At 73.2% G+C, this 26,246-nt stretch carries 21 protein-coding genes and 1 tRNA gene; 17 read left to right on the top strand and 5 right to left on the bottom strand.

Annotation, left to right across the window (positions count from 1 at the left end):
• Positions 1-129 precede the first annotated feature (129 nt).
• A complete protein-coding gene (locus IE241_RS11750) occupies positions 130-2,991 on the top strand; it encodes a penicillin acylase family protein (protein ID WP_190021660.1) in 2,862 nt (953 codons plus the stop codon).
• Positions 2,992-3,075: 84 nt separating this feature from the next.
• Here IE241_RS11750 and IE241_RS11745 read toward each other — a convergent pair whose 3' ends face one another.
• Positions 3,076-3,669, bottom strand: coding sequence for a 5-formyltetrahydrofolate cyclo-ligase (locus tag IE241_RS11745; RefSeq protein WP_229899144.1), 594 nt, complete (start codon positions 3,667-3,669; stop codon positions 3,076-3,078).
• Between the two features lie 81 nt (positions 3,670-3,750).
• Between IE241_RS11745 and galU the strand changes: the two genes are divergently transcribed.
• From galU to IE241_RS11710, 7 genes are all read left to right on the top strand, one after another.
• The gene (gene galU, locus IE241_RS11740) at positions 3,751-4,653 is read left to right on the top strand and encodes a UTP--glucose-1-phosphate uridylyltransferase GalU (protein ID WP_190021658.1); all 903 of its coding nucleotides are present in this window, start codon (positions 3,751-3,753) and stop codon (positions 4,651-4,653) included.
• A gap of 67 nt (positions 4,654-4,720) precedes the next feature.
• Positions 4,721-6,001, top strand: coding sequence for a molybdotransferase-like divisome protein Glp (gene glp / locus IE241_RS11735; protein WP_229899184.1), 1,281 nt, complete (start codon positions 4,721-4,723; stop codon positions 5,999-6,001).
• A 69-nt stretch (positions 6,002-6,070) separates the two neighbouring features.
• Complete coding sequence (gene moaC / locus IE241_RS11730; RefSeq protein WP_190021656.1) at positions 6,071-6,574, top strand: cyclic pyranopterin monophosphate synthase MoaC; 504 nt, start codon at positions 6,071-6,073, stop codon at positions 6,572-6,574.
• On the top strand, positions 6,571-7,077 hold the full coding sequence (locus IE241_RS11725) for a MogA/MoaB family molybdenum cofactor biosynthesis protein (RefSeq protein ID WP_190021655.1): 507 nt from the start codon (positions 6,571-6,573) through the stop codon (positions 7,075-7,077). Before moaC ends, IE241_RS11725 begins: the two co-directional genes overlap by 4 nt.
• A gap of 56 nt (positions 7,078-7,133) precedes the next feature.
• The gene (locus IE241_RS11720) at positions 7,134-7,697 is read left to right on the top strand and encodes a GNAT family N-acetyltransferase (protein ID WP_229899183.1); all 564 of its coding nucleotides are present in this window, start codon (positions 7,134-7,136) and stop codon (positions 7,695-7,697) included.
• Between the two features lie 151 nt (positions 7,698-7,848).
• Positions 7,849-8,982, top strand: coding sequence for a divisome protein SepX/GlpR (gene sepX, locus IE241_RS11715; protein ID WP_190021654.1), 1,134 nt, complete (start codon positions 7,849-7,851; stop codon positions 8,980-8,982).
• Between the two features lie 100 nt (positions 8,983-9,082).
• Positions 9,083-9,156: transfer RNA gene (locus IE241_RS11710), tRNA-Ala, on the top strand.
• Positions 9,157-9,233: 77 nt separating this feature from the next.
• Here the strand turns inward: IE241_RS11710 and IE241_RS11705 are convergent.
• The gene (locus IE241_RS11705) at positions 9,234-11,600 is read right to left on the bottom strand and encodes an alpha-N-acetylglucosaminidase (RefSeq protein WP_190021653.1); all 2,367 of its coding nucleotides are present in this window, start codon (positions 11,598-11,600) and stop codon (positions 9,234-9,236) included.
• Positions 11,601-11,840: 240 nt separating this feature from the next.
• On the opposite strand from IE241_RS11705, the gene IE241_RS11700 reads away from it, so the two are divergent.
• Both IE241_RS11700 and IE241_RS11695 read left to right on the top strand, forming a co-directional pair.
• Positions 11,841-13,112: a sensor histidine kinase gene (locus tag IE241_RS11700; protein WP_190021652.1), complete on the top strand. Its 1,272-nt coding sequence runs from the start codon at positions 11,841-11,843 to the stop codon at positions 13,110-13,112.
• A gap of 37 nt (positions 13,113-13,149) precedes the next feature.
• Positions 13,150-13,644 (top strand): hypothetical protein, encoded by a 495-nt coding sequence (locus IE241_RS11695; protein WP_190021651.1) that lies wholly within the window; start codon positions 13,150-13,152, stop codon positions 13,642-13,644.
• A gap of 53 nt (positions 13,645-13,697) precedes the next feature.
• Here the strand turns inward: IE241_RS11695 and IE241_RS11690 are convergent, their stop codons facing one another.
• Complete coding sequence (locus tag IE241_RS11690; protein WP_190021650.1) at positions 13,698-14,180, bottom strand: GNAT family N-acetyltransferase; 483 nt, start codon at positions 14,178-14,180, stop codon at positions 13,698-13,700.
• A gap of 35 nt (positions 14,181-14,215) precedes the next feature.
• Between IE241_RS11690 and IE241_RS11685 the strand changes: the two genes are divergently transcribed.
• Positions 14,216-15,004: an exodeoxyribonuclease III gene (locus tag IE241_RS11685; RefSeq protein ID WP_190021649.1), complete on the top strand. Its 789-nt coding sequence runs from the start codon at positions 14,216-14,218 to the stop codon at positions 15,002-15,004.
• A gap of 207 nt (positions 15,005-15,211) precedes the next feature.
• Here IE241_RS11685 and IE241_RS11680 read toward each other — a convergent pair whose 3' ends face one another.
• Entirely contained in the window at positions 15,212-16,093 is an 882-nt protein-coding gene (locus IE241_RS11680) for a MerR family transcriptional regulator (protein WP_229899142.1), read from the bottom strand.
• Between the two features lie 138 nt (positions 16,094-16,231).
• Here IE241_RS11680 and IE241_RS11675 point away from each other — a divergent pair, with 138 nt between their 5' ends.
• The 4 genes from IE241_RS11675 (at position 16,232) to IE241_RS11660 (ending at position 19,129) form a co-directional block, all read left to right on the top strand.
• A complete protein-coding gene (locus tag IE241_RS11675) occupies positions 16,232-17,755 on the top strand; it encodes a flavin-containing monooxygenase (protein WP_190021648.1) in 1,524 nt (507 codons plus the stop codon).
• Between the two features lie 11 nt (positions 17,756-17,766).
• Entirely contained in the window at positions 17,767-18,645 is an 879-nt protein-coding gene (locus tag IE241_RS11670; protein WP_190021647.1) for an SDR family oxidoreductase, read from the top strand.
• Between the two features lie 99 nt (positions 18,646-18,744).
• Complete coding sequence (locus tag IE241_RS11665; RefSeq protein ID WP_190021646.1) at positions 18,745-18,927, top strand: hypothetical protein; 183 nt, start codon at positions 18,745-18,747, stop codon at positions 18,925-18,927.
• Between the two features lie 16 nt (positions 18,928-18,943).
• Entirely contained in the window at positions 18,944-19,129 is a 186-nt protein-coding gene (locus IE241_RS11660; RefSeq protein ID WP_190021645.1) for a hypothetical protein, read from the top strand.
• A 100-nt stretch (positions 19,130-19,229) separates the two neighbouring features.
• On the opposite strand, the gene IE241_RS11655 is transcribed toward IE241_RS11660, so the two are convergent.
• Entirely contained in the window at positions 19,230-22,580 is a 3,351-nt protein-coding gene (locus IE241_RS11655) for a S41 family peptidase (RefSeq protein WP_190021644.1), read from the bottom strand.
• A 218-nt stretch (positions 22,581-22,798) separates the two neighbouring features.
• Between IE241_RS11655 and IE241_RS11650 the strand changes: the two genes are divergently transcribed.
• Complete coding sequence (locus IE241_RS11650; protein WP_229899140.1) at positions 22,799-23,398, top strand: TetR/AcrR family transcriptional regulator; 600 nt, start codon at positions 22,799-22,801, stop codon at positions 23,396-23,398.
• 112 nt (positions 23,399-23,510) lie between these two features.
• Positions 23,511-25,727 (top strand): MMPL family transporter, encoded by a 2,217-nt coding sequence (locus tag IE241_RS11645; protein WP_190021642.1) that lies wholly within the window; start codon positions 23,511-23,513, stop codon positions 25,725-25,727.
• Positions 25,728-26,246: the final 519 nt, after the last annotated feature.

The raw sequence follows: 26,246 nt of genomic DNA, 5'->3' as shown, positions 1-26,246 counted from the left end.
GGGTGCCGGGAGGGGCCGAGAGGGACGGAGGTCACTGCACGCTCCGGCATCCGCGTCCGGGCGCTCACCGCCCTGCGCCTATGGTTGCTTCCAGCACTCCAGGACCACCCTGCCCCTCTAAGGACAGCGATGCCCGCCAACAAGACCGGCCCTTCCGGCAAGAAAAAGAAGGGGCGACGTGCCCGCCTGCTCGTGATCACCGTCGTGCTGCTGCTCGTCGCGGGCATCGGCTTCGGCGCGTACTGGAGCGTCAGCACCGTGCGCGCCTCCTTCCCGGAGACCAGCGGCACCCTCCAGCTCAAGGGTCTCAATGGGCAGGTGAAGGTCGCGCGTGACGACCACGGCATTCCGCAGATCTACGCGGACAGCGCCGAGGACCTCTTCCGCGCCCAGGGCTTCGTCCAGGCGCAGGACCGGTTCTGGGAGATGGACGTCCGCCGCCACCTGACGGCGGGCCGCCTGTCCGAGATGTTCGGCGACGACCAGGTCGAGACGGATGCGTTCGTCCGGACCATGGGCTGGCGGAAGGTCGCACAGGAGGAGTACGACACCAAGCTGTCGGCGACCACCAAGAAGTACCTCCAGGCCTACTCCGACGGCGTCAACGCCTACCTCAAGGACCATCAGGGCAAGTCGCTGTCCGTCGAGTACGCGGCCCTGGAGTTCGAGAACGACTACAAGCCCGAGAAGTGGACCCCGGTCGACTCGGTCGCCTGGCTCAAGGCCATGGCCTGGGACCTCCGCGGCAACCTGCAGAGCGAGATCGACCGCTCGCTCGCCTCGACGCGCCTGAACCCCCAGCAGATCGAGCAGCTGTACCCGTCGTACCCGTACGACCGGAACAAGCCGGTCGTCGAGGGCGGTGCGATCGACCCGGCCACCAAGGAGTTCGACCCGAAGGCCACGCCGACGGAGGGTCAGACGGGTCAGACCGGCCAGGCCGGTCAGAACGGCCGCAACGGACAGCCCGGCGGTACGGGCACGGCGGGCACGCCGGGCGCGAACGGCACCCCCGGCACCTCCGGCGCCCAGAACAACAACGGCAGCCCCGCCACCGGCGGCGGCGCCGGTGCGGCCGGCGGACTGCGCTCCGGCCTGACCGCGCTCTCCGGCACCCTGGACAAGATCCCGGCGCTGATGGGCCCCTCCGGCAACGGCATCGGCTCCAACTCGTGGGTCGTCTCCGGCCAGTACACGACGACCGGCAAGCCGCTGCTCGCCAACGACCCGCACCTCGCCCCGCAGATGCCCTCGCTCTGGTACCAGATGGGCCTGCACTGCACCAAGACGTCCGCGGCCTGCCCGTTCGACGTCGCCGGCTACACCTTCGCCGGCATGCCCGGCGTGGTCATCGGCCACAACCAGGACATCGCCTGGGGCATGACCAACCTCGGCGCGGACGTGACCGACCTCTACCTGGAGAAGGTCACCTCCGACAGCTACCTCTACGACAACAAGCAGGTCCCCTTCGCGACCCGCAAGGAGACCATCAAGGTCGCCGGCGGCAGCGACCGCACCATCACCGTCCGCTCCACCCGGAACGGCCCCGTCGTCTCCGACCGCAACAGCGAGCTGGGCAAGGTCGGCCAGGACGCCCCCGTCAAGGACCCGGCGCCCGACCGCGCCGAGGGCTACGCCGTCTCGCTGCGCTGGACCGCGCTCGACGCCGGCCGGACGATGGACGCCCTGATGGACCTCGACCGCGCCACCGACTTCGCGTCCTTCCGCAAGGCCGCGGCCGGCTTCGAGGTCCCCTCGCAGAACCTGATCTACGCCGACACCAAGGGCAACATCGGCTACCAGGCCCCCGGCCGCATCCCCGTCCGCAAGGGTGACGGCCGCATGCCCGCGCCCGGCTGGGACCCCGCCTACCAGTGGACCGGCTTCCTCAAGCCGGGCGAGCTGCCGTGGGAGCTCAACCCCAAGCGCGGCTACATCGTCACCGCCAACCAGGCCGTCACCGACAAGAAGTACCCCTACTCCCTGACCGGCGACTGGGGCTACGGCGCCCGCAGCCGGCGGATCGACGACCTCATCCAGTCGAAGATCAAGGACGGCGGGAAGATCTCGACGGACGACATGCAGAAGATGCAGATGGACAACAGCAGCGAGATCGCCAAGCTGCTGACGCCCTACCTGCTGAAGATCGACATCAAGGCCGACAACGAGCGCGAGACGAAGTACGTCCGCGAGGCCCAGAAGCTCCTGGAAGGCTGGGACTACACCCAGGAGGCCGACTCGGCCGCCGCCGCGTACTTCAACGCCGTGTGGCGCAACACCCTCAAGCTCGCCTTCGGCAACAAGCTCCCCAAGGAGCTGCGCGTCAAGGGCCAGTGCCTGCGGGTCCGCCCGGCCAACGACGCCGGCCCCCAGGAGGACCTCGACGGCAACACCCGCCTGGTGCGCGAGTGCGGCGAGCGCGACCCCGACTCGGCGCAGCCCGACGGCGGCGACCGCTGGTTCGAGGTCGTCCGCGGCATCCTCGACAAGCCGAACGACGACTGGTGGAAGACCGGCGGCCGCGCCGGCGCCGGCAACCGCGACGAGCTGCTCGCCCGCGCCATGAAGGACGCCCGCTGGGAGCTGACCTCCAAGCTCGGCAAGGACGTCAACTCCTGGAGCTGGGGCCGCCTCCACCAGCTGAACCTGAAGAACCAGACCCTCGGCAAGGACGGCCCCGGCATCGTCCGCTGGATGCTCAACCGCGGCCCGTGGAACCTCGCCGGCGGCGAGGCCGCGGTCAACGCGGCGGGCTGGAACGCGGCCGGCGGCTACGACGTGATCTGGGTCCCGTCCATGCGGATGGTCGTCAACCTCGCGGACCTCGACAAGTCCCGGTGGATCAACCTCACCGGCGCGTCCGGGCACGCGTACAACGCGCACTACTACGACCAGACGGACAAGTGGGCGAAGGGCGAGCTCCTTCCCTGGGCGTTCAGCCCGAATGCGGTGAAGAAGGGCACGGACGCCGAGCTGACCCTTAAGCCGTAAGGCTTGCCTCCGGCGCCCGGGACGGGCTGGATTTTGCTGAGCTCAGCAAAATCCAGCCCGTCCGGCGTTTGAGGACGAGCGCGTTCAGCGCGAAAAGTGCCGTACGCCGGACGGCGTCACCACCGCGTCCACCGGACCATCGTGCGGCTCCGCCGGGACCTCGGCGATCACCTCGTCGTCGTACAGCAGAACCACCCGCGACGGAGTCGCCCCGGCCCGGTCCAGCCGGGCCAGCACCCGGTCGTAAGACCCCCCGCCGCGACCGAGCCGCATCCCCCGGCCGTCCACGGCCAGCCCCGGCAGCAGCACCGCATCCGCAGACGTCACGGCGTCCGGCCCGAGCCGGGGCCCGTCCGGTTCCAGGAGCCCCCGCCCGGCCCGTACGAGACGGTCCGGGCCCCCGTACGGCGCCCAGTCGAGATCGTTGTCCTCCAGGAGGACGGGGAGCAGCACCCGTACCCCCCGGCGGCGGAGCGCCTCCAGGAGCGCGCGGGTGCCCGGCTCGCGCCCCACGGAGACGTACGCGGCCACCGTCCCGGCCTCCGCGAGCTCGGGGAGCTCCAGGGCGCGGCGGGCCAGCGCGGCCCCCGCCTCCGTCACGTCATCCGAGGTCAACCCCGCTCTCACCGCCAGGAGGGCGCGCCGCAACCCGGCCTTGCTACCGTCGTACTTGATCACTGTGCGTACAAACTCCTTGGCTGGGGGCATACTCGGTGGAGCCTCATCCTCCGCACAATCTCAACGGATAGTGTTCGGCCCATGACTCACTCGCGTCCTCGGATCAGCAAGGCTGTCATCCCGGCAGCCGGTCTCGGCACCCGATTTCTGCCTGCCACCAAGGCCACGCCCAAGGAAATGCTGCCTGTCGTGGACAAGCCGGCGATCCAGTACGTGGTGGAGGAGGCCGTCCTCGCCGGTCTCTCGGACGTCCTCATGATCACAGGGCGTAACAAGCGCCCGCTCGAGGACCACTTCGACCGGAACTACGAGCTGGAGGAGGCGCTGCGCCGCAAGGGCGACGAGTCCCGCCTCGCGCGCGTGCAGGAGTCCAGCGACCTGGCGACCATGCACTACGTCCGCCAGGGCGACCCCCGGGGCCTCGGCCACGCCGTCCTGTGCGCCGCCCCGCACGTCGGCAACGAGCCCTTCGCCGTCCTCCTCGGCGACGACCTGATCGACATCCGGGATCCCCTGCTGTCCCACATGGTCGCGATCCAGCGCAAGCACGGCGGCAGCGTGATCGCCCTCATGGAGGTCGACCCCGCCCAGATCGGGATGTACGGCTGCGCGGCCGTGAAGCCCACCGACACCGACGGTGTGGTGCAGGTCACGGGCCTGGTGGAGAAGCCGGACCCCTCCGAGGCGCCGAGCAGCTACGCGGTGATCGGCCGGTACGTCCTCGACCCCGCCGTCTTCGACGTGCTGCGCGAGACCCCGCCCGGCCGCGGCGGCGAGATCCAGCTCACCGACGCCCTGCAGGCGCTCGCCGCCGAGCCCGGCCTGGGCGGGCCCGTGCACGGCGTGATCTTCAAGGGCCGCCGCTACGACACGGGCGACCGCGGTGACTACCTGCGCGCCATTGTCAGACTGGCCTGCGAGCGTGAGGATCTAGGACCGGACTTCCGCGCCTGGCTCCGCCGTTACGTCACCGAGGAGATGTAGCACCTTGAGCAGTACCGCCGACACGGCCACCGACCCCGTCCCCGCCGCAGCGGACGACCCGGACCGACTGTGGACGGTGGAGGAGCACCTCGCCGACATCCTGGCGAAGATCCGTCCCCTGGAGCCGATCGAGCTGCAGCTGCCGGACGCCCAGGGCTGCGTCCTGGTCGAGGACGTCACGGTCCCGGCCGCCCTGCCGCCCTTCGACAACAGCTCCATGGACGGCTACGCGGTCCGTACGGCCGACGTCGAGGGCGCCACGGAGGAGTTCCCCGCGGTCCTCGCCGTCGTCGGTGACATCGCGGCGGGCAGCGCCGGGGCGGCCGTCACGGTCGGGCCCGGCGAGGCCGCCCGGATCATGACCGGGGCTCCGCTGCCGGCGGGCGCCGAGGCAGTCGTGCCCGTGGAGTGGACCGACGGCGGCGCGGGCGCGGGCCCCGCCATCGCCATGGACGCCCACAGCAAGGTCCCCGAGCGCTCCGGCGGGGAGGTCCGCGTCCACCGGCCCGTGGCCGCCCGCGCCCACGTCCGCGCCCGCGGCAGCGACGCCTGTACGGGCGAGCTGGCCCTCGCCGCGGGCACCGTCCTCGGCCCGGCCCAGATCGGGCTGCTCGCGGCCATCGGGCGGGCCACCGTCCTGGTCCGGCCGCGGCCCCGCGTGGTCGTCATGTCCACCGGCAGCGAGCTCGTCCAGCCCGGCGAGGAGCTCGCGCCCGGCCGCATCCACGACTCCAACAGCTTCGTGCTGTCCGCCTGCGCGCGCGACGCCGGGGCCATCGCCTACCGCGTCGGCGCCGTCGACGACGACGCCGAGGTCCTGCGCGCCACCCTGGAGGACCAGCTCATCCGCGCCGACGCCGTCGTCACCAGCGGCGGCGTCAGCGTCGGCGCGTACGACGTGGTCAAGGAGACCCTCTCCGGGCTCGCGGGCGAGGAGGGCAGCGTCTCCTTCCGGCGGCTCGCCATGCAGCCGGGCAAGCCGCAGGGCTTCGGGCGGATCGGCCCCGACCGCGTCCCGCTCTTCGCCCTGCCGGGCAACCCTGTCAGCTGCTACGTCTCCTTCGAGCTCTTCGTCCGCCCGGCCGTGCGGGCCCTGATGGGGCTCCCGCCCGTCGACCGCACCACCGTGCGCGCCGTGTGCACCGACGCCGTCGCCTCCTCGCCGCAGGGCCGCCGCCAGTTCCTGCGGGCGCGCTACGAGCCGGGCGAGGGCACGGTCTCCCTCGTCGGCGGCGCCGGCTCGCACCTGGTGAAGGCCCTCGCCCAGGCCGACGCCCTCGTCGTGGTCCCCGAGGAGACGACCTCCGTCCCCGCGGGCGCGGAGGTCGACGTGGTCCTCCTCGGCTGACTCTCGGCCGGTCGTGCGCCGCGTGCTGCCGGTACGGTGTCTGCCCAACAGGACCGGACCAGGAGAACCATGAGCAGCGCCCAGGACCCGCCCGAGCCCTCCCGCCTCACCCACATCGACAGTGCGGGCGCGGCCCGCATGGTCGACGTCTCGGCCAAGGAGGTCACCGCCCGCACGGCCCGCGCCAGCGGACGGGTCCTCGTCGCGCCGCGCGTGGTGGAGCTGCTGCGCGGTGAGGGCGTCCCCAAGGGCGACGCCCTCGCCACGGCCCGCATCGCCGGCATCATGGGCGCCAAGCGCACCCCCGACCTGATCCCGCTGTGCCACCCGCTGGCCGTCTCCGGCGTGAAGGTCGACCTGTCCGTCGCCGACGACGCCGTGGAGATCACGGCCACGGTGAAGACGACGGACCGCACGGGCGTGGAGATGGAGGCGATGACGGCCGTCGCCGTCGCCGCCCTCACGGTCGTGGACATGGTCAAGGCCGTGGACAAGGGCGCGACCGTCACGGACATCAGGGTGGAGGAGAAGACGGGCGGCAAGTCGGGCCGCTATGTGAGGGACGCGTCATGACCGGGCCGAACGGCTACCGCGCCCTCGTCGTGACCGCCTCCAACCGCGCCGCCGCAGGCGTCTACCCCGACAAGGGCGGCCCGCTCCTCGCCGCCGGGCTGGAAGCCCTCGGGTTCGCCGTCGACGGGCCCGTCGTCGTCCCCGACGGGCCGCCGGTCGAGACCGCCCTGCGGGACGGCATCACCGCCGCGTACGACGTGATCGTCACCACCGGCGGCACCGGCCTGTCGCCCACCGACCGCACGCCCGAGGCGACCCGCCCCCTCCTGGACCGGGAGGTCCCCGGCATCGCCGAGGCCGTCCGGGCCGAGGGGCTGGCCAAGGTGCCCACCGCCGCCCTGTCCCGGGGCCTGGCCGGCCTCGCCGGGCGGACGCTGATCGTGAACCTGCCCGGATCGACGGGCGGCGTCCGCGACGGCCTCGCCGTGCTGGGCCGGCTGCTGGTCCACGCCGTGGAGCAGGTGCACGGGGGCGACCACCCGAGACCGGGGGGCCCGCACTGAACGCCGGCCGCCCCGGGGAGCTCGTGGACGGCGACGTCCTCCTGCGCCCCATCCGGATGCGCGATCAGCACGCCTGGCGGGAGGTCAACCGGCGCAACCGCGACTGGCTGCGCCCCTGGGAGGCCACGATCCCGCCGCCCCCTCCGGGCGGCCCGGTCGCGCACCGCCCCACGTACCGGCAGATGGTGCGCCACCTGCGCTCCGAGGCCCACGCCGGGCGCATGCTGCCGTTCGTCATCGACTACCAGGGCAGGCTGGCCGGCCAGCTGACCGTGGCGGGGATCACCTGGGGCTCGATGTGCTCGGCGCACATCGGCTACTGGGTGGACGCGGCCGTCGCGGGCCGCGGCGTGATGCCGACCGCGGTCGCGCTCGCCGTCGACCACTGCTTCCGCTCGGTCGGCCTGCACCGCGTGGAGGTGTGCATCCGGCCGGAGAACCTGCCCAGCCGCCGGGTGGTGGAGAAGCTGGGCTTCCGGGAGGAGGGGCTGCGGCCGCGCTACCTCCACATCGACGGCGCCTGGCGCGATCACCTGGTCTACGCACTGACGGCCGAGGAGGTCCCCGAGGGGCTCCTGCAGCGCTGGCACCGCTCCCGGCCCGGGACCCCCCAGAAATAGAATAGATATTCGAAAGTGACCGTCAATCGACGGTATTCGAGTGGACTCGGTCCCAACAATCACAAAAAAAGTTCGAGATATCAGCCGGATCGTGCGACACACCGGGCCAATTGGCGGAATCCCCTGCGCGTACCCCTCTACGGTGTGAAGTGTGAGCAGCAGCGGCCTCATCTACGCAGTCATCGTCGGGGCCTGGGCCGCCTACTTGGTGCCGATGTGGCTCCGTAGGCAGGACGAGCTCAATGAAGCCCGTCCGACGGAACGCTTCAGCACCGCCATCCGGCTCCTGTCGGGCCGGGCGGGGATGGAGCGCCGTTACGCCAAGGACCTGGAAGTGCGCGCCGCCGACGACGCGCCGGTCTCAAGCGAGCCCGGGGAGCCGGCGGCCCGTGCGCCCGAGCCGGAAGCGCCGACCGAAATGGTCGACGTCCGGCCCTTCGGCATGCCCGGGGCGGGGGGCGGGGCCCCGGCGGAAGTGCCGGGCTCCGCGGGCCCGCCCGGCGGCCCCCAGGGCTCCGCGGCATCCCCGGGCGCCCAGGCGGCAGCGGGGGAGCGCGCCGCGTCGTCCGCGACCCCGACGGCCGCCGCCGCACGCGCCCGGCGCACGAAGGTCCTCGCGCGCCGTCGCCGCACCACGGTCGTCCTCTTCCTCGCCTTCACCCTGGGCGCGGTCGTCGCCGGCGTCGGCGGGCTGGCCTTCCTGTGGGTGCCGGCCGTCCCGGCGGCGCTGCTCAGCGCGTACATCGTCTACCTGCGGATCCAGGAGCGGCGCCGCTTCGCCTTCACCATGGACCAGCGCCGCGCCGAACTGGCCGCCCAGCGCCTGCGCGAGGGCCGCATCCGCCCTCGCCAGGCGGCGGACGCCCACGACGCCGCCGACCCCGTTGACACCGTCGCCCACCCGGCGCCCGCCGCCGAGCGGCCGGCCGAGCCCTCGCCCGCCGCGGGCCGCCGCGCCCTCGTGGAGCAGACCGACCACGCCGAGTGGGTCGACCAGCAGCGCGACCGCGGCGCGGCCGAGAGCTGGGAACCGGTCCCCGTCCCCCTGCCGACGTACGTCACCGCGCCGGTCGCCCCGCGCGCCGGCGACAGCGTCGACCTGGGCGCTCCGGACACCTGGAGCTCCGCCCGCTCCAGCACCGCCGACCCGGCCGGGGACCGGGTGCGCGCCACCGCCGAGGAGCGCCGCGGCTCCCGCGCCCGCCGCCGCCCCCGCGAAGGGGGCCGCACCCCCCTCTTCGACCAGTACGCCGACGACGACCGCCCCCGCGCCGCCAACGAGTGACCCGCGCCACCGCGCCACCTCGACGGGCCCCCGCTGCTGACCAGCGGCGAGCGGATTTCCGAGCACCCGGATGGGGGTGCTAGAGTTTCACTCGTTGCAAGGGCCTGTGGCGCAGTCCGGTAGCGCACCTCGTTCGCATCGAGGGGGTCAGGGGTTCGAATCCCCTCAGGTCCACAACACAACGCATCAGAGCCCCCGTCGGAGAAATCCGACGGGGGCTCTGATGCGTTTCCGGCCCTGTCGCCGGGCGCTTACAGGCGCCGCGCGACCTTCCGGGCCACCTTCACCACGTCCCCCGCCGGCTTCGTCCGCAGGGCCGGGCGGTGGCGGAGCCAGTCCTCCTCCAGGGCGTACCAGTCGACCGGCCTCGGCCTGCGGCGGGCCGACAGGGCCGCGTCCAGCTCCTTGAAGTACGTCTTCCAGCGCTTGCGGTAGAGGCCGCCCACCAGGCCCGACCACTCGCGGTTGGCGTAGTCGTGCAGCTTGCCGCCGTCGGCCGAGGGGCGGGGGCCCCAGGTGGTCAGCAGGGTCAGGGCGTCGTGTTCCAGGCGGTCGCGTTCCGCTTCCGTCGCGCCCCAGGCGCGGGCGGCGGCCGTCCAGCGGCTCAGCAGATGGTGTCCGTCGGTGGCGACGGTCTCCTCCAGGAGGGTCATCCAGTCGAGCCACTGGCGCGTCAGATCGCGCAGCCGCGCCCGGTCGCCCGCCTCGAAGGCCGCCTTGATACGGGGGAGGAGGGTGCGGCTGCGGTTGGCGATCGACTGGCGGGTCACGTCCAGGAGGTCGTAGCGGTAGGCGGAGCTGTGGCGCAGGGACGGGGCGACCGCCAGGAGTTCGGGGAGGGCGGCGTCGAAGGCGTCGGCGTCGTAGCGCAGTTCGCGGGGCGACCAGGCGGCGGCGTGGGCGACGGCCAGGTCGGGGCGGGCGCCGAAGAGGCCGTCGGCGGCCTCGCTCCAGCCGTCGGCGCGGGTCGTGCCGTAGGCGGTGCGGCGCAGGACGTCCCAGGCGCGCACGGCGTGCGGGTCGGCGGCGCCGTAGCGGTAGCGCGGCCACTGCGCGAACCAGTCCTCCAGGTCGACCCGGCCGTCCGTCCAGGCCAGGTCGCTGAAGAGGGCGAGGGCCGCGGGGTTGTTGTCGGCGGCCTCGGGCATCAGGGCGATGCCCTTGAGGGCGCTGCCGGGCTTGGTGCGCCACTCCTCGAAGAGGGCGGCCCAGTCGCGGGTGTTGGCGCCCATGGCGGTGTGCCCGCCGAAGTTCCAGATGGAGCCGAAGGCGTACGGCGTGCCGCCCCAGTCGTCCTCGCGGTCGGTGACCTTGGGGTAGTGGTCGGAGACCCCGTCCAGGATGAGCATGCGCTTGCGGTCGACGGCGTCGACGATCTCGCGCCGCGGGTTCTCCTGCCAGCCGAGGATGGCCCAGGTGGCGCGCGGGTGGGCGGCGCGCAGGGCCTTCTCGACGGCGCGGGCGGCGTCGGCGACGGGCACGTCGCCGGGCTTGCCGCCCTCGTGCAGCAGGTCCATCTTGTACATCGACGTGGCGCCGTAGAGCTCCTTCTGCACCCGGTAGAAGGTCGCCGCGACGCGGCGGAAGTGCGCGGTGCGCGGGTCGAGCCAGTCGGGCCGGCGGAAGCCGCCCCAGGTGCCCTGCGGGACGGTGCGGGCGCCGGGGTTGCGCTTGGCGAAGCCGGGCGGCACGGTGCCGTAGTAGCCGGGGAACACCGGCGTCATGCCCAGCTCCCGCAGCCTGGCCACGATCTTCTTCGCGAGGGCCGTGCGGCGCTCCAGGAGCCCGGTGGACAGGGGGCCGCCGTAGGAGTCCATGTTCTGCAGCAGCCACCACGGCTGGTGGGCCGGTCCCGGCAGCCAGGCGCGCAGCTCGGCGTCGCCGTAGCCGTGCTCGCGGAACGTCCGGTGGTAGACCGCGTCCGCGCCCGCGTAGACGAGGACTTCGTTGAAGCCGTGCAGCGCCAGTACATCGATTTCGCGCTGCCAGTAGTCCCACCCGTTGTACGGCCCGGTGTAGCCGTCGTTCGTGTCGTTGAGCACGAAGCGGTGGGTGACGTTCGCCGTCCTGGTGAGGGGGGTACGGACGCCGGGGAGGCGGTCGGGGAGGGCGGCGGTCTGGGCCCCGTTCCAGGAGAAGTGGGCGTGGGCGAGGTGTCTGAGGTACCAGTGGAAGCCGGTGAGCTGCACCGCGGGCGTCGTGCCCGACACGACGATCGCGCCCGCCCGCCCGGACACCCGGAAGGTGTCGGCCCCGCCCTTGCGCGCCGCCGTGCGGAAGGTGACCTGGCGGTGGTGGCGGGGCAGCAGCCGGGCCAGGGCGGCCGCGGCGGCTCCGGCGGCGCCCGCGGCGGCGGGGGCGGCGGGGGCGGCTCCGGCGTCCGCCCCGGCGTCCGGCCCGGCCCCGGTCTCCGGGAGCCCTGTCGTCGCGGCCTCGTCCCCGGCGGAGGTCACGTCCTCGAAGTCGGCGTCGGCGGATTCCGCGCCGGCGGAGTCCGCATCCGCGCCTCCCTGGCCTCCCGGGCCCCCGGGCACGGCCGCGGCGGCCACGCCGGGCACCGCGCCGGCGGCCGCCGCCCCCGCGAGGGCGCCGAGGAGCCTGCGACGGGCAATATGCATGAGTGACCTCCACCGTGACGAGGAGCGTGACGCTGCAGCGACTGGACCGGACCACGTGGGCGCGGTGATCCTACGAGCCGATGACCGCCGCACGGCAAGGACGCGGTCGGCAAACCAGCCACGCCGGTTACATTTGGCACGAATGGCCCCATCGGAACGACCCGACCTGCTAGGCCCGTCCGCCACTCCGGCCCTCCGCCGGCCCGTCCCCCCGCGTTAGCCGCCGAGGAGCCAGAAGCCATGGGACTGCGCACGAAGATCGGCGTGGCCATCACCGCCACCGCTGCCCTGGTCGCCGTCATCATGGGGCTGGTCGTGCATCACCGCACCGCCCGCAACCAGCTGGACATCGCGCGCGAGGCCATCGAGAGCCGGCTCCTGACCGCCGTGGAGGACCACGCCGCGGGTGTCCACCGGCCGCGGACGCTCATCAACCCCGAGCACATACCCGGGCCGCTGCGGAAGGCCGTCGACGGGGGCAGGCGTGCCACCTATCTGGACCGCAGCGGCACCGTACCGATGCTGTGGGCCGGCAGCCGCCTCGGCCGCGACACGATCGTCGTCAAGCACCCCTACACCCGGCAGGCCGAGAACCTCCGCAGGCTCGACGAGGCCCTGTGGTGGGCGGGCGGCCTGGGCACCGCCTTCGCGGGCATCGTCGGCGTGGGCCTCGCGACCGTCGCCGGACGCCGTCTCAACGCCTCCGCCCGGACGGCCGAGCGCATCGCCGACGGCGACTTCAGCGCCCGCCTCAAGCCGCGCGGCGGGCAGGACGAGATCGCCCGTCTGATCGTCGCCGTCAACACGATGGCCGACGCGCTGGCCGACCGCCTGCAGGCCGAGCGTGAAGTCACCTCGAACATCGCCCACGAGCTGCGCACCCCCGTCGCGGGCCTGGTCGCCGCCGCTGCGGTGCTGCCGCCCGGCCGGCCCGCCGAGATGGTGCGGGAGCGGGCGGAGCGGGTCCGGGCGCTGATGGAGGACGTCCTGGAGGTCGCCCGCCTGGACGGCTCCGCCGAGCGCGCCGACACCGAGGTCCGGGCGCTGGGCGAGCTGACGCGGCGCGCCGTCCGCTCCGTGGCGGACGCCAACGACGGCAACGGCAGCAAGGACGGCAAGGACGGCAAGGACGGCAAGGGCGCGGTGCAGGTGCGGGTCGTGCGCGACTGCCTGGTCGAGACCGACGGGCGCCGCGTCGAGCGGATCCTGGCCAACCTCGTCACCAACGCCTTCCGGCACGGCGGCGCGCCGGTGACGGTGGAGGTCGACGGCGGCACCGTCCGGGTCCGCGACGGCGGCCCCGGCTTCCCGGCCGAGCTGCTGGTCTGCGGCCCGCAGCGCTTCCGTACGGGCTCGGGCTCCGGCCTCGGCCTGGGGCTGACGATCGCCGCGGGGCAGGCGCGGGTGCTGGGCGCGGGCCTGTCCTTCGCCAACCGGGACGGCGGGGGAGCGGAGGCGACGCTGGACCTGACGGCGTCGGTGCGGGACGAGGAGGACCCCGAGGCCTCCTGAGGTGCGGGGCGGGCCGACTGGCCCAACAGTGGAAGCCATGAAAGACGACAACGTCCTCTTCCTGAACGTCCCCTCGCCCGAGAAGGGCCACCGCGCCCTGGACGACCTCCGCGCGGGGCACACCGCGGGCCGCCTCACGCTCCGCGAGGGCGCGGTGATCGCCCGCGCCGACGACGGCAGCCTCGACTTCCCCGACGCCGTCGACAACTCCGGCACGGCCCGCGCCTTCGCCGTCGGCGGCCTGATCGGCGGCCTGCTGGGCATCCTCGGCGGCCCGCTCGGCGTCATGATCGGCTTCGGCGCGGGCGGCCTGATCGGCGGTGTGCGCGACGCGCGCGAGGCCACGGCCGCGAACGCCGCCCTGGAGATGCTCGCGGCGGAGGTCCCGCCGGGCAGCACCGTCCTGGCCGTGGAGATCGTCGAGGACGGGCCGGCGGCGGCCGACGAGATCCTCGCCCCGTACGGGGAGGCGACGCGTTACCGGACGGAGGACATCCGTCACGAGGTGGAGGCGGCGATCGCACAGCACTGACGCCTGGCGCCCGGCGCCTGGCACCCGGCACCGGGCGCCTGCCTGCGGAGCCGTTACAGCGGCTTCGTGAAGCAGCGGCTGCCCTCGTACTCCCGGTAGGTGCCGAACTTCCTCTCCTGCGGCACCGGTGCGTATCCGGACGACTCGTACAGCGCTATCGCCTCGGGCTGCTTGTCGCCGGTCTCCAGGACCATGCGTATGCGGCCGGCCTCCCGGGCGCTGTCCTCCAGCGCCGCGAGGATCCGCCGCGCGAGGCCGCGCCCGCGCGCCTCCGGCACCACGTACATCCGCTTCAGCTCGGCGTCGCCGTCCGCGTAGCCCTCCTCGCCCGCCTCCTGCGCGCGCCAGCCGCCGGTGGCCACGGGCGTGCCGCCGGGTTCGTAGGCGATGAGATATAGGCCACGCGGCGGGGTGAACTGGGCCGGGCCCAGCGGGGTGAGATCACCGTCTCCGTACCGCTGCGCGTACTCCAGTTGCACCCGGTCCTGGAGCTTCACCGCGTCGGGATGGTCGTATGCGACCGGCAAGATCTGCATTCAAGGCATCGTACGGAAGTCGGTATCGTGCCGGAATGCTGACCGTTACGAGCGTAAATGTGAATGGGCTGCGCGCCGCCTCCAAGAAGGGCTTCGTGGAGTGGCTGGCGCAGACCGGGGCGGACGTGGTCTGCCTGCAGGAGGTCCGCGCGGAGGCGCACCAGCTGCCCGACGAGGTCCGTGAGCCCGAGGGCTGGCACACGGTCCACGCCCCGGCGGCGGCCAAGGGCCGGGCGGGCGTCTCGGTCTACTCGCGGCGCGAGCCGGAAGCCGTGCGCATCGGCTTCGGCTCGGCGGAGTTCGACGGCAGCGGCCGCTACGTGGAGGTCGATCTCCCGGGTGTGACGGTCGCGAGCCTCTACCTGCCCTCGGGCGAGGTCGGCACGGAGCGGCAGGACGAGAAGGAACGCTTCATGGCGGAGTTCCTGCCGTATCTGGTGGCCCTGAAGGCCCGTGCGGCGGCGGACGGCCGCGAGGTTCTGGTCTGCGGCGACTGGAACATCGCGCACACCGAGGCGGACCTGAAGAACTGGAAGGCCAACCGCAAGAGCGCGGGCTTCCTGCCGGAGGAGCGGGACTGGCTGACGAAGGTCTTCGGGGAGTACGTGGACGTGGTCCGGGCCCTGCACCCGGGCGTCGACGGACCGTACTCGTGGTGGTCCTACCGCGGCCGCGCCTTCGACAACGACTCGGGCTGGCGCATCGACTACCTCGTCGCGACGCCGGGGCTGGCGGAGCGGGCGCTGAAGGCGACGGTGGAGCGGGCGGCCTCGCACGACCTGCGCTGGTCGGACCACGCGCCGGTGACGGGCGTCTTCGCCTGAGCAGCCGAGGGCACCGGCCCTCCGCGTGAACGGGAGGGTCCCGCTGCTTTCGGCGCAATCACGCCGTTTGCACGGGCAGACCTTGGCTTCCCGCCCTCCGGGGCGGGCCGGACTGCTTCAATTCTCTTCTGTACGAGCACAGTTGGCCCGACCGGCCGGCGTGCGGGTGTGGTCGCGGCATGGCGCGCCCGTGCGTCCTCGCCGCCGTCAGCCGGGTCTGGCGGGTCCCGGTTCGCCGGCGGCGCCGTGCGCACCGAGCCGGGAATCGAGCTCGGTGCGCACGCGCCGGTCCACGGCCATGGAGAGCTCCGCGTCCACGACCGTCCTGGCGACGGCGCGCAGCCGTTCCAGGGTCTCGCCGGCGCCGCCGGCCTCGCCCGGCGGCAGGCCGGCCAGCACGTGGTCCCGGATGAGGCCGGTGAAGGTCTCGGCCAGGGCGTCGGCGTGGGCCCGTACCTCACGGCCCGCGGCGAGCACCGCGGCCAGCGGGATGCCGTGCCGCACCAGCTCGGTCGAGGCGTCGAGCAGGCGCCGGCTGACGTGGACGATCTCCTCGCCGTCGACGCCGAGGTAGCCGAGGTCGAGCGAGGCGGCGAGGTTCTCCGGGGTGACCTCGCCCGTGAAGCGGTCGGCCAGTTCCTCCGGGGTGAGGCGGATCGCCGCCTCCTCCGTCCACGGGACGGTGACGGCGGCTCCCGCGAGCCCCAGCAGTTCGCCCACGTCCCGCCCGCACTCGAAGGCGCTCAGCAGCTCGGCGATGCCGCCGAGGGTGTGCCCGCGCTCCAGGAGTGCGCCGATCGTGCGCAGCCGGGCCAGGTGCCGGGGCCCGTACCAGGCGATGCGGCCCTCGCGGCGCGGGGGCGGGAGCAGCTTGCGCTCACGGTAGAAGCGCAGGGTGCGCACGGTGATGCCGGCGGCCGCCGCGAGCTCCGCGGTGCGGTACTCGTGGGCGCCGGCCTCCTCGGCCGGCTCCGCCGTGCGGTGCTGCCGTGCGGCGGCTCCGGGCGGCTCTGTGGTGCGGGCCTCGTGCTCGCCCGTCGCACGGCGGCCCCGTTCGTCGCCCATCGCGCCCCTCCCGTCCGTGGCCACGCGCGAAGCGTAAGAGTACGTGCGACCGCCGGTAACTGCCTTTCCCCGTACCCCTATCGCTCGATCAGGCTCTGCCCTACGCTCCCCATCGTGCCAGTAATCGCTGGCGCAGTTGTGTCGGATCCGAAAGGCGGCGGCATGGCCGAGCATGGGCGTCAGCACGTACGGGTGGCGGTGATCGGGTCCGGCTTCGGCGGACTGGGGGCGGCCGTCCGGCTGCGGCGCGAGGGGATCACCGACTTCGTGGTCCTGGAGCGGGCGGACTCCGTGGGGGGCACCTGGCGGGACAACACCTACCCCGGCTGCGCCTGCGACGTGCCCTCGCACCTCTACTCCTTCTCCTTCGCCCCCAACCCCGCCTGGCCGCGCAGCTTCTCCGGCCAGCCCCACATCCGCGCCTACCTGGAACACGTCACCGACACCTTCGGCCTGCGGCCCCACCTGCGCTTCAACTCCGAGGTGCAGCAGCTGCGCTGGGACCCCGAGGCGCTCCACTGGGAGGTCGTCACGGCCGCCGGGGACTACACGGCCGACGTGGTCGTCTCCGCCACCGGGCCGCTCTCCGACCCCAGGATCCCGGACGTCCCCGGCCTGGACTCCTTCCCCGGCAAGGTCTTCCACTCCTCCCGCTGGGACCACGACTACGACCTGCGCGGCAAGCGCGTCGCGATGATCGGCACCGGCGCCTCCGCCATCCAGATCGTGCCGGCCGTACAGCCCGAGGCGGGCCGCCTCACCCTCTTCCAGCGCACCCCGCCGTGGGTGCTGCCCCGCTTCGACCGCCCCGTCTCCGCCGCCGAGCGCTACCTGCACACCCGGCTGCCCGCGACCGCGGCGCTGCGCCGCGGCGTCCTCTGGGGCATCCGGGAGCTGCAGGTCAGCAACTTCACCAAGCGCCCGGAGCGGATGCGGCTGGTCGAGAAGCTGTCCCTGACCCACCTGCGCAGGGCCGTCGCGGACCCGGCCCTGCGCGCCCGGCTGACGCCGGACTACCGCATCGGCTGCAAGCGCATCCTGCTCTCCAACGACTACTACCCGGCGCTCACCCGCCCCAATGTGGACCTGGTGAGCGCGGGGCTGACCGCGATACGCGGGTCCACGCTCGTCGCCGCCGACGGCACGGAGACCGAGGCCGACGCGATCGTCTTCGGCACGGGCTTCCGGGTCACCGACATGCCCATCGGCGAGCGGGTCACCGGCGCCGACGGCCGCACGCTCGCCGAGCACTGGAAGGGCGGCATGGCGGCCCTGCGCGGCGCCAGCGCGGCCGGCTTCCCCAACCTCCTCTTCGTCATCGGGCCCAACACCGGCCTCGGGAACAGCTCGATGATCCTCATCATCGAGTCCCAGCTGAACTATCTCGCCGACTTCATGCGGCAGTTGGACACCCTCGGCGGGAAGGCCGCGCTCGACGCCCGCCCGTCCGCCGTGAACGCCTGGAACCGCGGCCTCCAGCGCCGCATGGAGCGCACGGTCTGGAACGCCGGCTGTCAGAGCTGGTACCTGGACGAGCACGGGCGCAACACCGTCGTCTGGCCCGGCACCACCGCCGAGTTCCGCCGGGTCACCCGCCGGGTCGACCTCGCCGAGTACCAGGTGCTGCGGCCGCCGCGCGCCCCGCGCAGGGCCGTGCCCGCGGCTGCTACGGAGGCCGCCCGATGAGCCCGGTGAGCATGAGCAGGGTGAGCCTGGAGGGGCAGGTCGCCGTCGTCACCGGGGCCGCCCGCGGCGTCGGGGAGCAGCTGGCCCGCAAGCTGTCCGCGCGCGGCGTGCGCATCGCCCTGGTGGGCCTGGAGCCGGACCGGCTGGCCCGCGTCGCCTCCTCGCTGCACGAGGACGCCGCCCACTGGCACGCCGACGTCACCGACCAGGCGGCCATGGAGCAGGTGGCCCGCGAGGTCAAGGCCCGCTTCGGGAAGGCCGACATCGTCGTCGCCAACGCCGGCGTCGCCGCGGGCGGCCCCTTCGCCGCATCCGACTTCGCGAGCTGGCGCCGCGTCGTCGAGGTCAACCTCGTCGGCAGCGCCGTCACGGGCCGCGCCTTCCTGCCCTTGCTGGCGGAGAGCCGCGGCTATCTGCTGCAGGTGGCCTCGCTCGCCGCGATGGCCCCGGCGCCGATGATGAGCGCCTACTGCGCGTCGAAGGCGGGCGTCGAGGCGTACGCGCACTGCCTGCGCGGCGAGGTCGCCCACAAGGGCGTGCGGGTCGGCGTCGCCTATCTGAGCTGGACCGATACGGACATGGTGCGCGGCGCCGACGAGCATGAGGTGATGCGCGAGATGCGGCAGCGCCTGCCGTGGCCCGCCAACCGCACCTACCCGCTCGGCCCGGCCGCCGACCGCCTGGTCGACGGCATCGAGCGGCGCTCGGCGCACGTCTACGGGCAGGGGTGGCTGCGGCTGCTGCAGGGCGCCCGTGGCTGGCTGCCCGGGGTGCTCGCGCTCGGCGCGCAGCGCGAGATGCGGCGGTTCGAGCCGGGGATCGCCGGGATGCGCGCGGGGCTGGTGGGTGCGGGAGGGGCGGCGGACGAGAAGGAGCGTACGGGCGCGTAGCGCAGCGTAGTCATACGATATGCGGGCTAAGATGGTGGATGTCAGGCTGTTTCGGGGTAAAACGCCCCGAATTCCCCTCGCTGAGGAGTGAGAACAGCCATGGGTATCAAGGACGAGATGCAGGCCAAGGCCCAGCAGGCCAAGCAGAAGGTGGAGCAGGCCAGGCAGCAGGCGCAGCAGAAGGGCCGGGACGCGCAGGACCGGCTCAAGGAGCGCCGCGAGCAGGAGGGCCGCCAGCAGTCCTTCGACGACCTGCGCGACGAGCTCGACGACCGCACCTGAGGGAGCTCTGAGCCTCATGGCCAAGGGAGACAGGGCCAAGAGCAAGGCCGAGCAGCAGAAGGAACAGGCCGATCGTGCCGGTAGGACCGGCAGCAAGAAGGCCAAGGAGAACGCCAGCGACAAGGCCCGCCTGGAACTGATCCGCAAGGAGCAGGAGGAGTGGGACCGTCGCGACACGTTCGACGAGAACTTCGAGATCTGACGGCGGAGAACCATCTGACGGCGGAGAACCGGAGTCGGGATCCGGAGTCCGGGGCGCACCCGTACGGGGTGCGCCCCGCTGTCAGTTCCCGCTCCGCCCGTCAGTTCCCGCTCCGCGGAGGCAGCTTCGGCCGCCGCAGGTCCGGTGCCCCCGAGTAGTCCGGAGGCTGTGCCGCGCCGTGCCGCTCCAGCAGGTCGAGCGCGATCTGCACCGCGTCGTCCAGCTGCCGGTGCCGGCCCTCGGCCCAGTCGAGCGGGGTGCGGTCGATCTCGACGTCGGGGTCGACGCCGCGGTTCTCGACCGTCCAGCCGTACTCGTCGAACCACGCCGCGTTCATCGGCACGGTGATCGAGGTGCCGTCCCCGAGCCGGTGCCGGCCGGTCATCCCGACCACGCCGCCCCAGGTGCGCAGGCCCACTACCGGGCCGATGCCCTGCAGCTTGAACGCCGCGGTGATCATGTCGCCGTCGGAGGAGGTCATCTCGTCGGCGATGGCGACGACCGGGCCGCGCGGGGCGTTGCTCGCGTACGACACGGGCTGGGCGTCGCGCGTGAGGTCCCAGCCGATGATCGTGCGGGTGAGCTTCTCCACGACGAGCTCGCTGATGTTGCCGCCCGCGTTGCCGCGCACGTCCACGATCAGCGCCGGGCGCGACATCTCCATCCGCAGGTCGCGGTTGAACTGCGCCCAGCCCGAGCCGCCCATGTCGGGGATGTGCAGGTAGCCGCACTTGCCGCCGCTCAGCTCGCGGACGACCGCGCGGCGCTTGGCCACCCAGTCCTGGTAGCGCAGCGGGCGCTCGTCGATCAGCGGGACGACGGCGACGCGGCGCGCGTGGCCCTCGCTCTCGGTCGGCCGGAAGGTCAGCTCGACGGTGGTGCCGCCGGCGGCGGCGAGCAGCGGGTACGGGCCCGCGACCGGATCGACCGGGCGGCCGTCGACGTGCGTGAGGGCCGCTCCCTCGCGGATGCCCGAACCGGCCAGCGGTGAGCGGGCCTTGGAGTCCGAGGAGTCGCCGGGAAGGATCCGCCGGACCGTCCAGGTGCCGTCCTTCTGGTGTGTGAAGTTCGCGCCGAGCAGGCCGATGGCGCGCTGGTAGTGCGGCGGGCCCTCGTTGCGGCGGGCCGGGACGACGTAGGCGTGCGAAGTGCCCAGCTCGCCGAGGACCTCGCGCAGCAGATCGGCGAAGTCGTCGGGGGAGGAGACCCGGTCGACCAGCGGCCGGTACTGGCCGAGCACCGCGTCCCAGTCGATGCCGCACATCCCCGGTTCCCAGAAGTACGCGCGGACGATGCGGCCCGCCTCCTCGTAGGCCTGCCGCCACTCGGCGCCGGGGTCCACGTCGTGCAGGATGCGCCGCATGTCGATGAAGACCGTCGACTCGGGGTCGGGGGTGTCCGTGGCGGGGACGGACCGCAGGTCGCCCTCGTCGTTGACGACGAGGCGGGTGCCGTCGCCGCTGACCGCGAACCAGTCGAGGGAGCTGCTGAGTTCGGTGCGCTTGGCCTTGGTGAGGTCGAAGTGCTCCAGGGTGGGGCGGCCGGAGGTGTCGGCGGGGTTGGCGAAGGTCTCGCCGAGCGCGCCGGAGATCGGCCAGCGCAGCCACACCAGGCCGCCGCCGCTGACCGGGCGCAGCGCCGAGTACTTCGAGGCGGCCACGGGGAAGGGCGTCACCCGGCTCTCCAGCCCCTCCACCTCCACCAGCGTCGGCCCGCCGGGCCCGGTGTCCTCCTGGTCGAGCCCGCCGCCCGCGGGCCGGCCCTCGGCCGTCAGCGCGAACGGCGAGGGCGTCGCCGAGGACAGCGGTACGAGATAGGGGCGGCAGCCGAGCGGGAAGGACAGGTCGCCGGTGTGCACGTCGTAGACCGGGTCGAAGCCGCGCCAGGAGAGGAAGGCCAGGTAGCGGCCGTCGCGGGTGAAGACCGGCTGCTCGTCCTCGAAGCGGCCGTTGGTGACGTCCACGACCGTACGGTCCTTGAGGCGCGCGATCTTGATCTGGCGCAGGGAGCGGCCGATGCCGGGGTGGGACCAGGTCAGCCACTCCGAGTCGGGGGAGAAGGCGAGGTCGCGCACGGGCCCGTTGGCGGACCGGATCAGCTCGCTGACCTCGTCCGGGGCCTCGCTCGCGCCCTTTTCCGCGCTCCCGCCCCCGCCCTCTCCCTCTCCTGTGCTCTCGCCCGCGCCCGCGCTCTCGCTCTCGGCCGAGGTGTCCACGAGCAGCAGCCGTCCGTCGTGCGTGGCCAGCGCCAGCCGCTCGCCGTCGGGGGAGGCGAGCGTCTCGTGCACCCGCCCGATCCGGCCCGCGCCGATGCGGCGCGGCTCGGCGGGCCCGGCCGCGCGCGGCAGCTGGGCGATCTCGATCGCGTCCTCGCCCTCCGCGTCCGTCACGTAGGCCACCCGCCCGGAGGCGCCCAGCATCTCCGGCAGCCGCACCCGCACGCCCGGGGTGTCGGCGATGGTGCGGGCGGGGCCGTCGCGGTGGGTGAGCCAGTAGAGGCTGCCGCGCACCTGGACGGCGCTCGCGCGGCCCGTCGTGTCCACGGTGACGCCGTCGATGTTGGAGGCGGCGGACACCTGGTACGGGCGGCGCCCGGCGCGCGGGCCGCCCAGCGTCACCTCCAGGCGGCGCGGCTTCCCGTCCGGGCCGAGGTCGTCCACCAGCCACAGCTCGCCCGCGCACTGGTAGACCACGCGCTCGCCGTCGGTCGAGGCGTGCCGGGCGTAGAAGTCGTCGTGGTCGGTGTGGCGGCGCAGCTGCGAGCCGTCGGGCAGGCAGGAGTAGAGGTTGCCGACGCCCTCGTGGTCGGAGAGGAAGACGATGCGGCCGCCGGCGAACATCACCGAGTCGAGGTGGCCGCCGATCTCCGGCACCAGCCGGGTGCCGTGCAGCCACATCCGGCCCATGGCGCCGCCGCGGTAGCGCTTCCAGGCGGCGGGCTCGTGCGGCGGCTTGCCGGTCAGCAGCAGGGTGCGGTGCTCGCCCCCGATCTCGCCGATCGCGATGTCGGACACCGGCCCCCAGGGCAGCCGCAGGCCCGGGCTGCCGTCCGTCGGCACCCGGTAGGCCCAGGAGAAGTACGAGAACGGCTGGCCGTGCGAGGAGACGGCGAGGACGTCGTAGCCGCCGTCGCGGTCCGAGGGGGCCCAGCCGCACACGCGGGCGTCGCTGCTGCCCCAGTACGTGAGCCGGCGGGCCGGGCCGCCGTCGACGGGAGCCAGGTGGATCTCGGGGTCGAGGCTGCGCCAGTTCGTGTAGGCGATGTGGCGGCCGTCGGGGGAGAAGCGGGGGTGGCCGACCCGGGTGCGGTCGACGGTCAGCCGCCAGGCCCGGCCGGGCGGGGCCGGGGATCCGGCCGGGGGCTCCAGGGGGGCCAGCCACAGGTCGTCCTCCGCCGTGAAGCAGAGGAGGCCACCGTGGAGATGAGGAAATCTCAGGTAAGAATCACTCACTCCACCATCGTTTCGGCCCCCGGGTGCCGCGGCAACTCGGTCGGCCCGGGCCGGTGCGGTAACCGGCCGTGACCTGATGCGGCAACCGGCCGTGACCCGGTGCGGTAACCGGCCGTGACGGAGAACACTTGCGAAACGGCGCCGTTTCGATGCCGCGGCGTCGTATCGTCTGGGTGTACGAAACCGTTTCGTACGGGAGTGGGGTCCAGGAGGTGGACGTGTCCACGGAACCGACCGAGCCCGCGGCGCGCCGCACCCGGCTCACCCCCGAGCGCGAGGCCGAGCTCTACGAGGCGGTCCTTGCGATCCTGCGCGAGGTCGGCTACGACGGCCTGACCATGGACGGCGTCGCCGCCCGCACGCACGCCAGCAAGGCCACCCTCTACCGCCAGTGGAAGGGCAAGCCGGAGCTGGTCGCGAGCGCGCTGCGGCACCAGAAGCCGGTCAGGCTGGCGGACATCGACACCGGCTCGCTGCGCGGCGACCTCCGCAAGATGGCGTGCGAGGTGGACGATGACCGGATGGCGCAGGACGCCGCCCTTATGCGCGGCCTGGGGCATGCGATCCACACCAACCCCGACCTGCATCAAGCACTGCGCGACCTGCTGATCCTGCCGGAGCACGAAGGGCTCCGCGCGATGCTGCGGCGCGCGGTCGACCGGGGCGAGGTGGCCGCGGACAACCCCGCGATCGACTTCGTCGCGCACATGATGCTGGGCGCGTTCGTCGCCCGCTCCCTGATCGAGGACAAGGTCGCGGACACCGCGTACCTGTCCCGCTACATCGACGCCGTGGTCCTCCCCGCCCTCGGCGCCTGACCCCCCACAGTTTCACCCTCCCCCACACTGCCCACCTGACGTGCCGCTCTCGTCGCCGGGCTGCTTCCCCATGCCCTGTTAGCCCACTGATCCGACGGGAGCACCACTTCTCGTGGCCACGTTCCTCTACAGACTCGGCCGGACCGCCTTCCGGCGGCGCTGGTACTTCGCCCTCATATGGGTGGCGCTGCTGGTCCTCGCCGGTTTCGGCGCCGCCACGGCGTCCAAGTCCACCAACAACGACTTCTCCATCCCCGGCACCGAGGCGCAGCGCGCCTTCGACCTGCTGGAGAAGCGCTTCCCGGGCAACAACGAGCAGAACGCCTCCGCCCGCATCGTCTTCAAGGCCCCCGAGGGCCAGAAGCTCACCGACGCCGGGAACAAGGCGGCGGTCGAGAAGGTCATCGGCGAGCTCAAGCGCAGCCCGCAGGTCGCGCAGGCCGCCGACCCCTTCGCCGGCCACACCGTCAACCAGGCGGAGACCACCGGCTACGCCTCCGCCGCGTACAAGGTCAAGTCCATGGACCTGACCGAGGACTCGCGCAAGGAGCTGAAGGACGCCGCGCAGCACGGGCGCGACGCCGGGCTGACCGTCGAGGTCGGCGGCAGCGTGCTGCAGGAGATGCCCGAGGGCGGCTCCGAGGCCATCGGCATCGCGATCTCCGCGATCGTCCTGCTGATCACCTTCGGCTCGCTGGTCGCCGCCGGGCTGCCGCTCCTGACGGCCATCATCGGCGTCGGCATCGGCGTCTCGTCCATCGCCGCGCTCGCGCCGCTGCTGGACCTCTCCAGCAACACCTCCACGCTCGCCATGATGATCGGCCTCGCGGTCGGCATCGACTACGCGCTCTTCATCGTCTCCCGCTACCGCGCGGAGCTGGCCGAAGGCCGTGAGCGCGAGGAGGCGGCGGGCCGGGCCGTCGGCACGGCCGGTTCCGCGGTGGTCTTCGCGGGCCTGACGGTCGTCATCGCGCTCGCGGGCCTCATGGTCGTCAACATCCCCATGCTGACGAAGATGGGCATGGCCGCGGCGGGCACGGTCACCATCGCGGTGCTGATCGCGCTCTCGCTCATCCCCGCCCTGCTCGGCTTCGCCGGCAAGCAGGTGCTCGCCCGCAAGGTCCGCAAGGCCGGGCCGGACGCCGTCGCCGGCGACAAGCCCAACATGGGCACCCGCTGGGCCCGCTTCGTGCTGCGCAAGCCGCTGCTGGTGCTGGCCGCGGGCGTGATCGGCCTCGGCGCGATCGCCGTCCCGGCGGCCTCGCTGGAGCTGGGCCTTCCCGACGACGGGGCGGCCTCCAAGACCAGCACGCAGCGCAAGGCGTACGACCTGCTGTCCGAGGGCTTCGGCCCGGGCTTCAACGGCCCGCTCATGGTCATCACGGACGTGGCCGACGCCAAGGACCGCAAGGGCGCCGTCCAGAAGGTCGGCGACACCCTGAAGGGCCTGGACAACGTCGCCACGGTGACCCCGGCGGCCTTCAACCCGGCCGGTGACACGGCCATGCTCACCGTCGTGCCCAAGTCCAAGCCGACCAGCACGGAGACCGAGGACCTGGTCCACGCGATCCGCGGCAAGGGCGACTCGCTCAAGGCCGACACCGGCGCCGAGGTGCTCGTCACCGGCGCCACGGCCATGAACATCGACGTCTCGCAGAAGCTCAACGACGCCCTGCTGCCCTACCTGGCGCTGGTCGTCGGCCTGGCCTTCCTGCTGCTGATGGTCGTCTTCCGGTCCGTGCTCGTGCCGCTGAAGGCCGCGCTGGGCTTCCTGCTGTCCGTGGTCGCCGCGCTGGGCGCCGTGGTCGCGGTCTTCCAGTGGGGCTGGCTCGGCTCGCTCTTCGGGGTCGAGGAGACCGGCCCGATCATGTCGATGATGCCGATCTTCATGGTGGGCGTCGTCTTCGGTCTCGCCATGGACTACGAGGTCTTCCTCGTGACGCGGATGCGGGAGGCGTTCGTCCACGGCGAGCGGCCCGGGCAGGCCGTGGTGACCGGCTTCAAGCACGGGGCGCGGGTGGTGACGGCCGCGGCCGTCATCATGATGAGCGTCTTCGCCGGCTTCATCGGCTCCTCCGAGCAGATGATCAAGATGATCGGCTTCGGCCTGGCGATCGCGGTCTTCTTCGACGCGTTCGTGGTCCGGATGGCGATCGTGCCGGCGGTGCTCGCCCTGCTCGGGCAGTCGGCCTGGTGGCTCCCGGGATGGCTCGCGAAGATCCTCCCGAACGTGGACGTCGAGGGCGAGGGCCTGCAGAAGCGGCTCGCCGAGCCCGGGGCGCCGAAGGCGCCGGAGGCGGACGAGGACCGGGAACTGGTCAAGGCCTGACCTTCGCTTTGCGGCTGCGGCCCGGCGGTGCCGACCCCACTCGGTGGGGGAGGCGCGGCCGGGCCGCAGCCGTTTCGGCTGGGCGCCGCGGCAAGCGGTTCCGCCCGCCGCGACGGCGTCCGGCCACCGTCAGGGAGCCCGGCGGTGCCTTCCCCACGGAAGTGGGATCCGGCACCGCCGGGCCGCGCCGTTTCGGCTGATCGCCGCGGCGGCGGGAGGGGAGCCCCGGTCCCGCCCTTTCACCGTTTCCCGGGGGAGGTTCCCCGGCCCCCCGGGGGGGGGCGGGTCGGGTCGGCGCCCCGCTGCCCGCGCACCCGGCGGGGGCTGGGGCTTGCCCCAGGAAACGGTGAAAGGGCGGGGCCGGGGCCTTTCCCCCGCCGCGACGGCGAGCAGCCACCGTCAGGGAGCCCGGCGGTGCCGAGCGCGCCGTGGTCGTACGCCCCGCGCCCGGCGGCAACGTGGCGTACGCCATGAATTCGCCCGGAATGGGAACCGCCCCCTGCCGTGCCCGCGTTTCTT

It is taken from the genome of Streptomyces hiroshimensis, assembly GCF_014650335.1.
GTDB classification, from domain to species: Bacteria; Actinomycetota; Actinomycetes; order Streptomycetales; family Streptomycetaceae; genus Streptomyces; species Streptomyces hiroshimensis.
The sequence above is the reverse complement of the archived record's forward strand: the minus strand, read 5'-3'. Positions and strand labels throughout refer to the sequence as shown.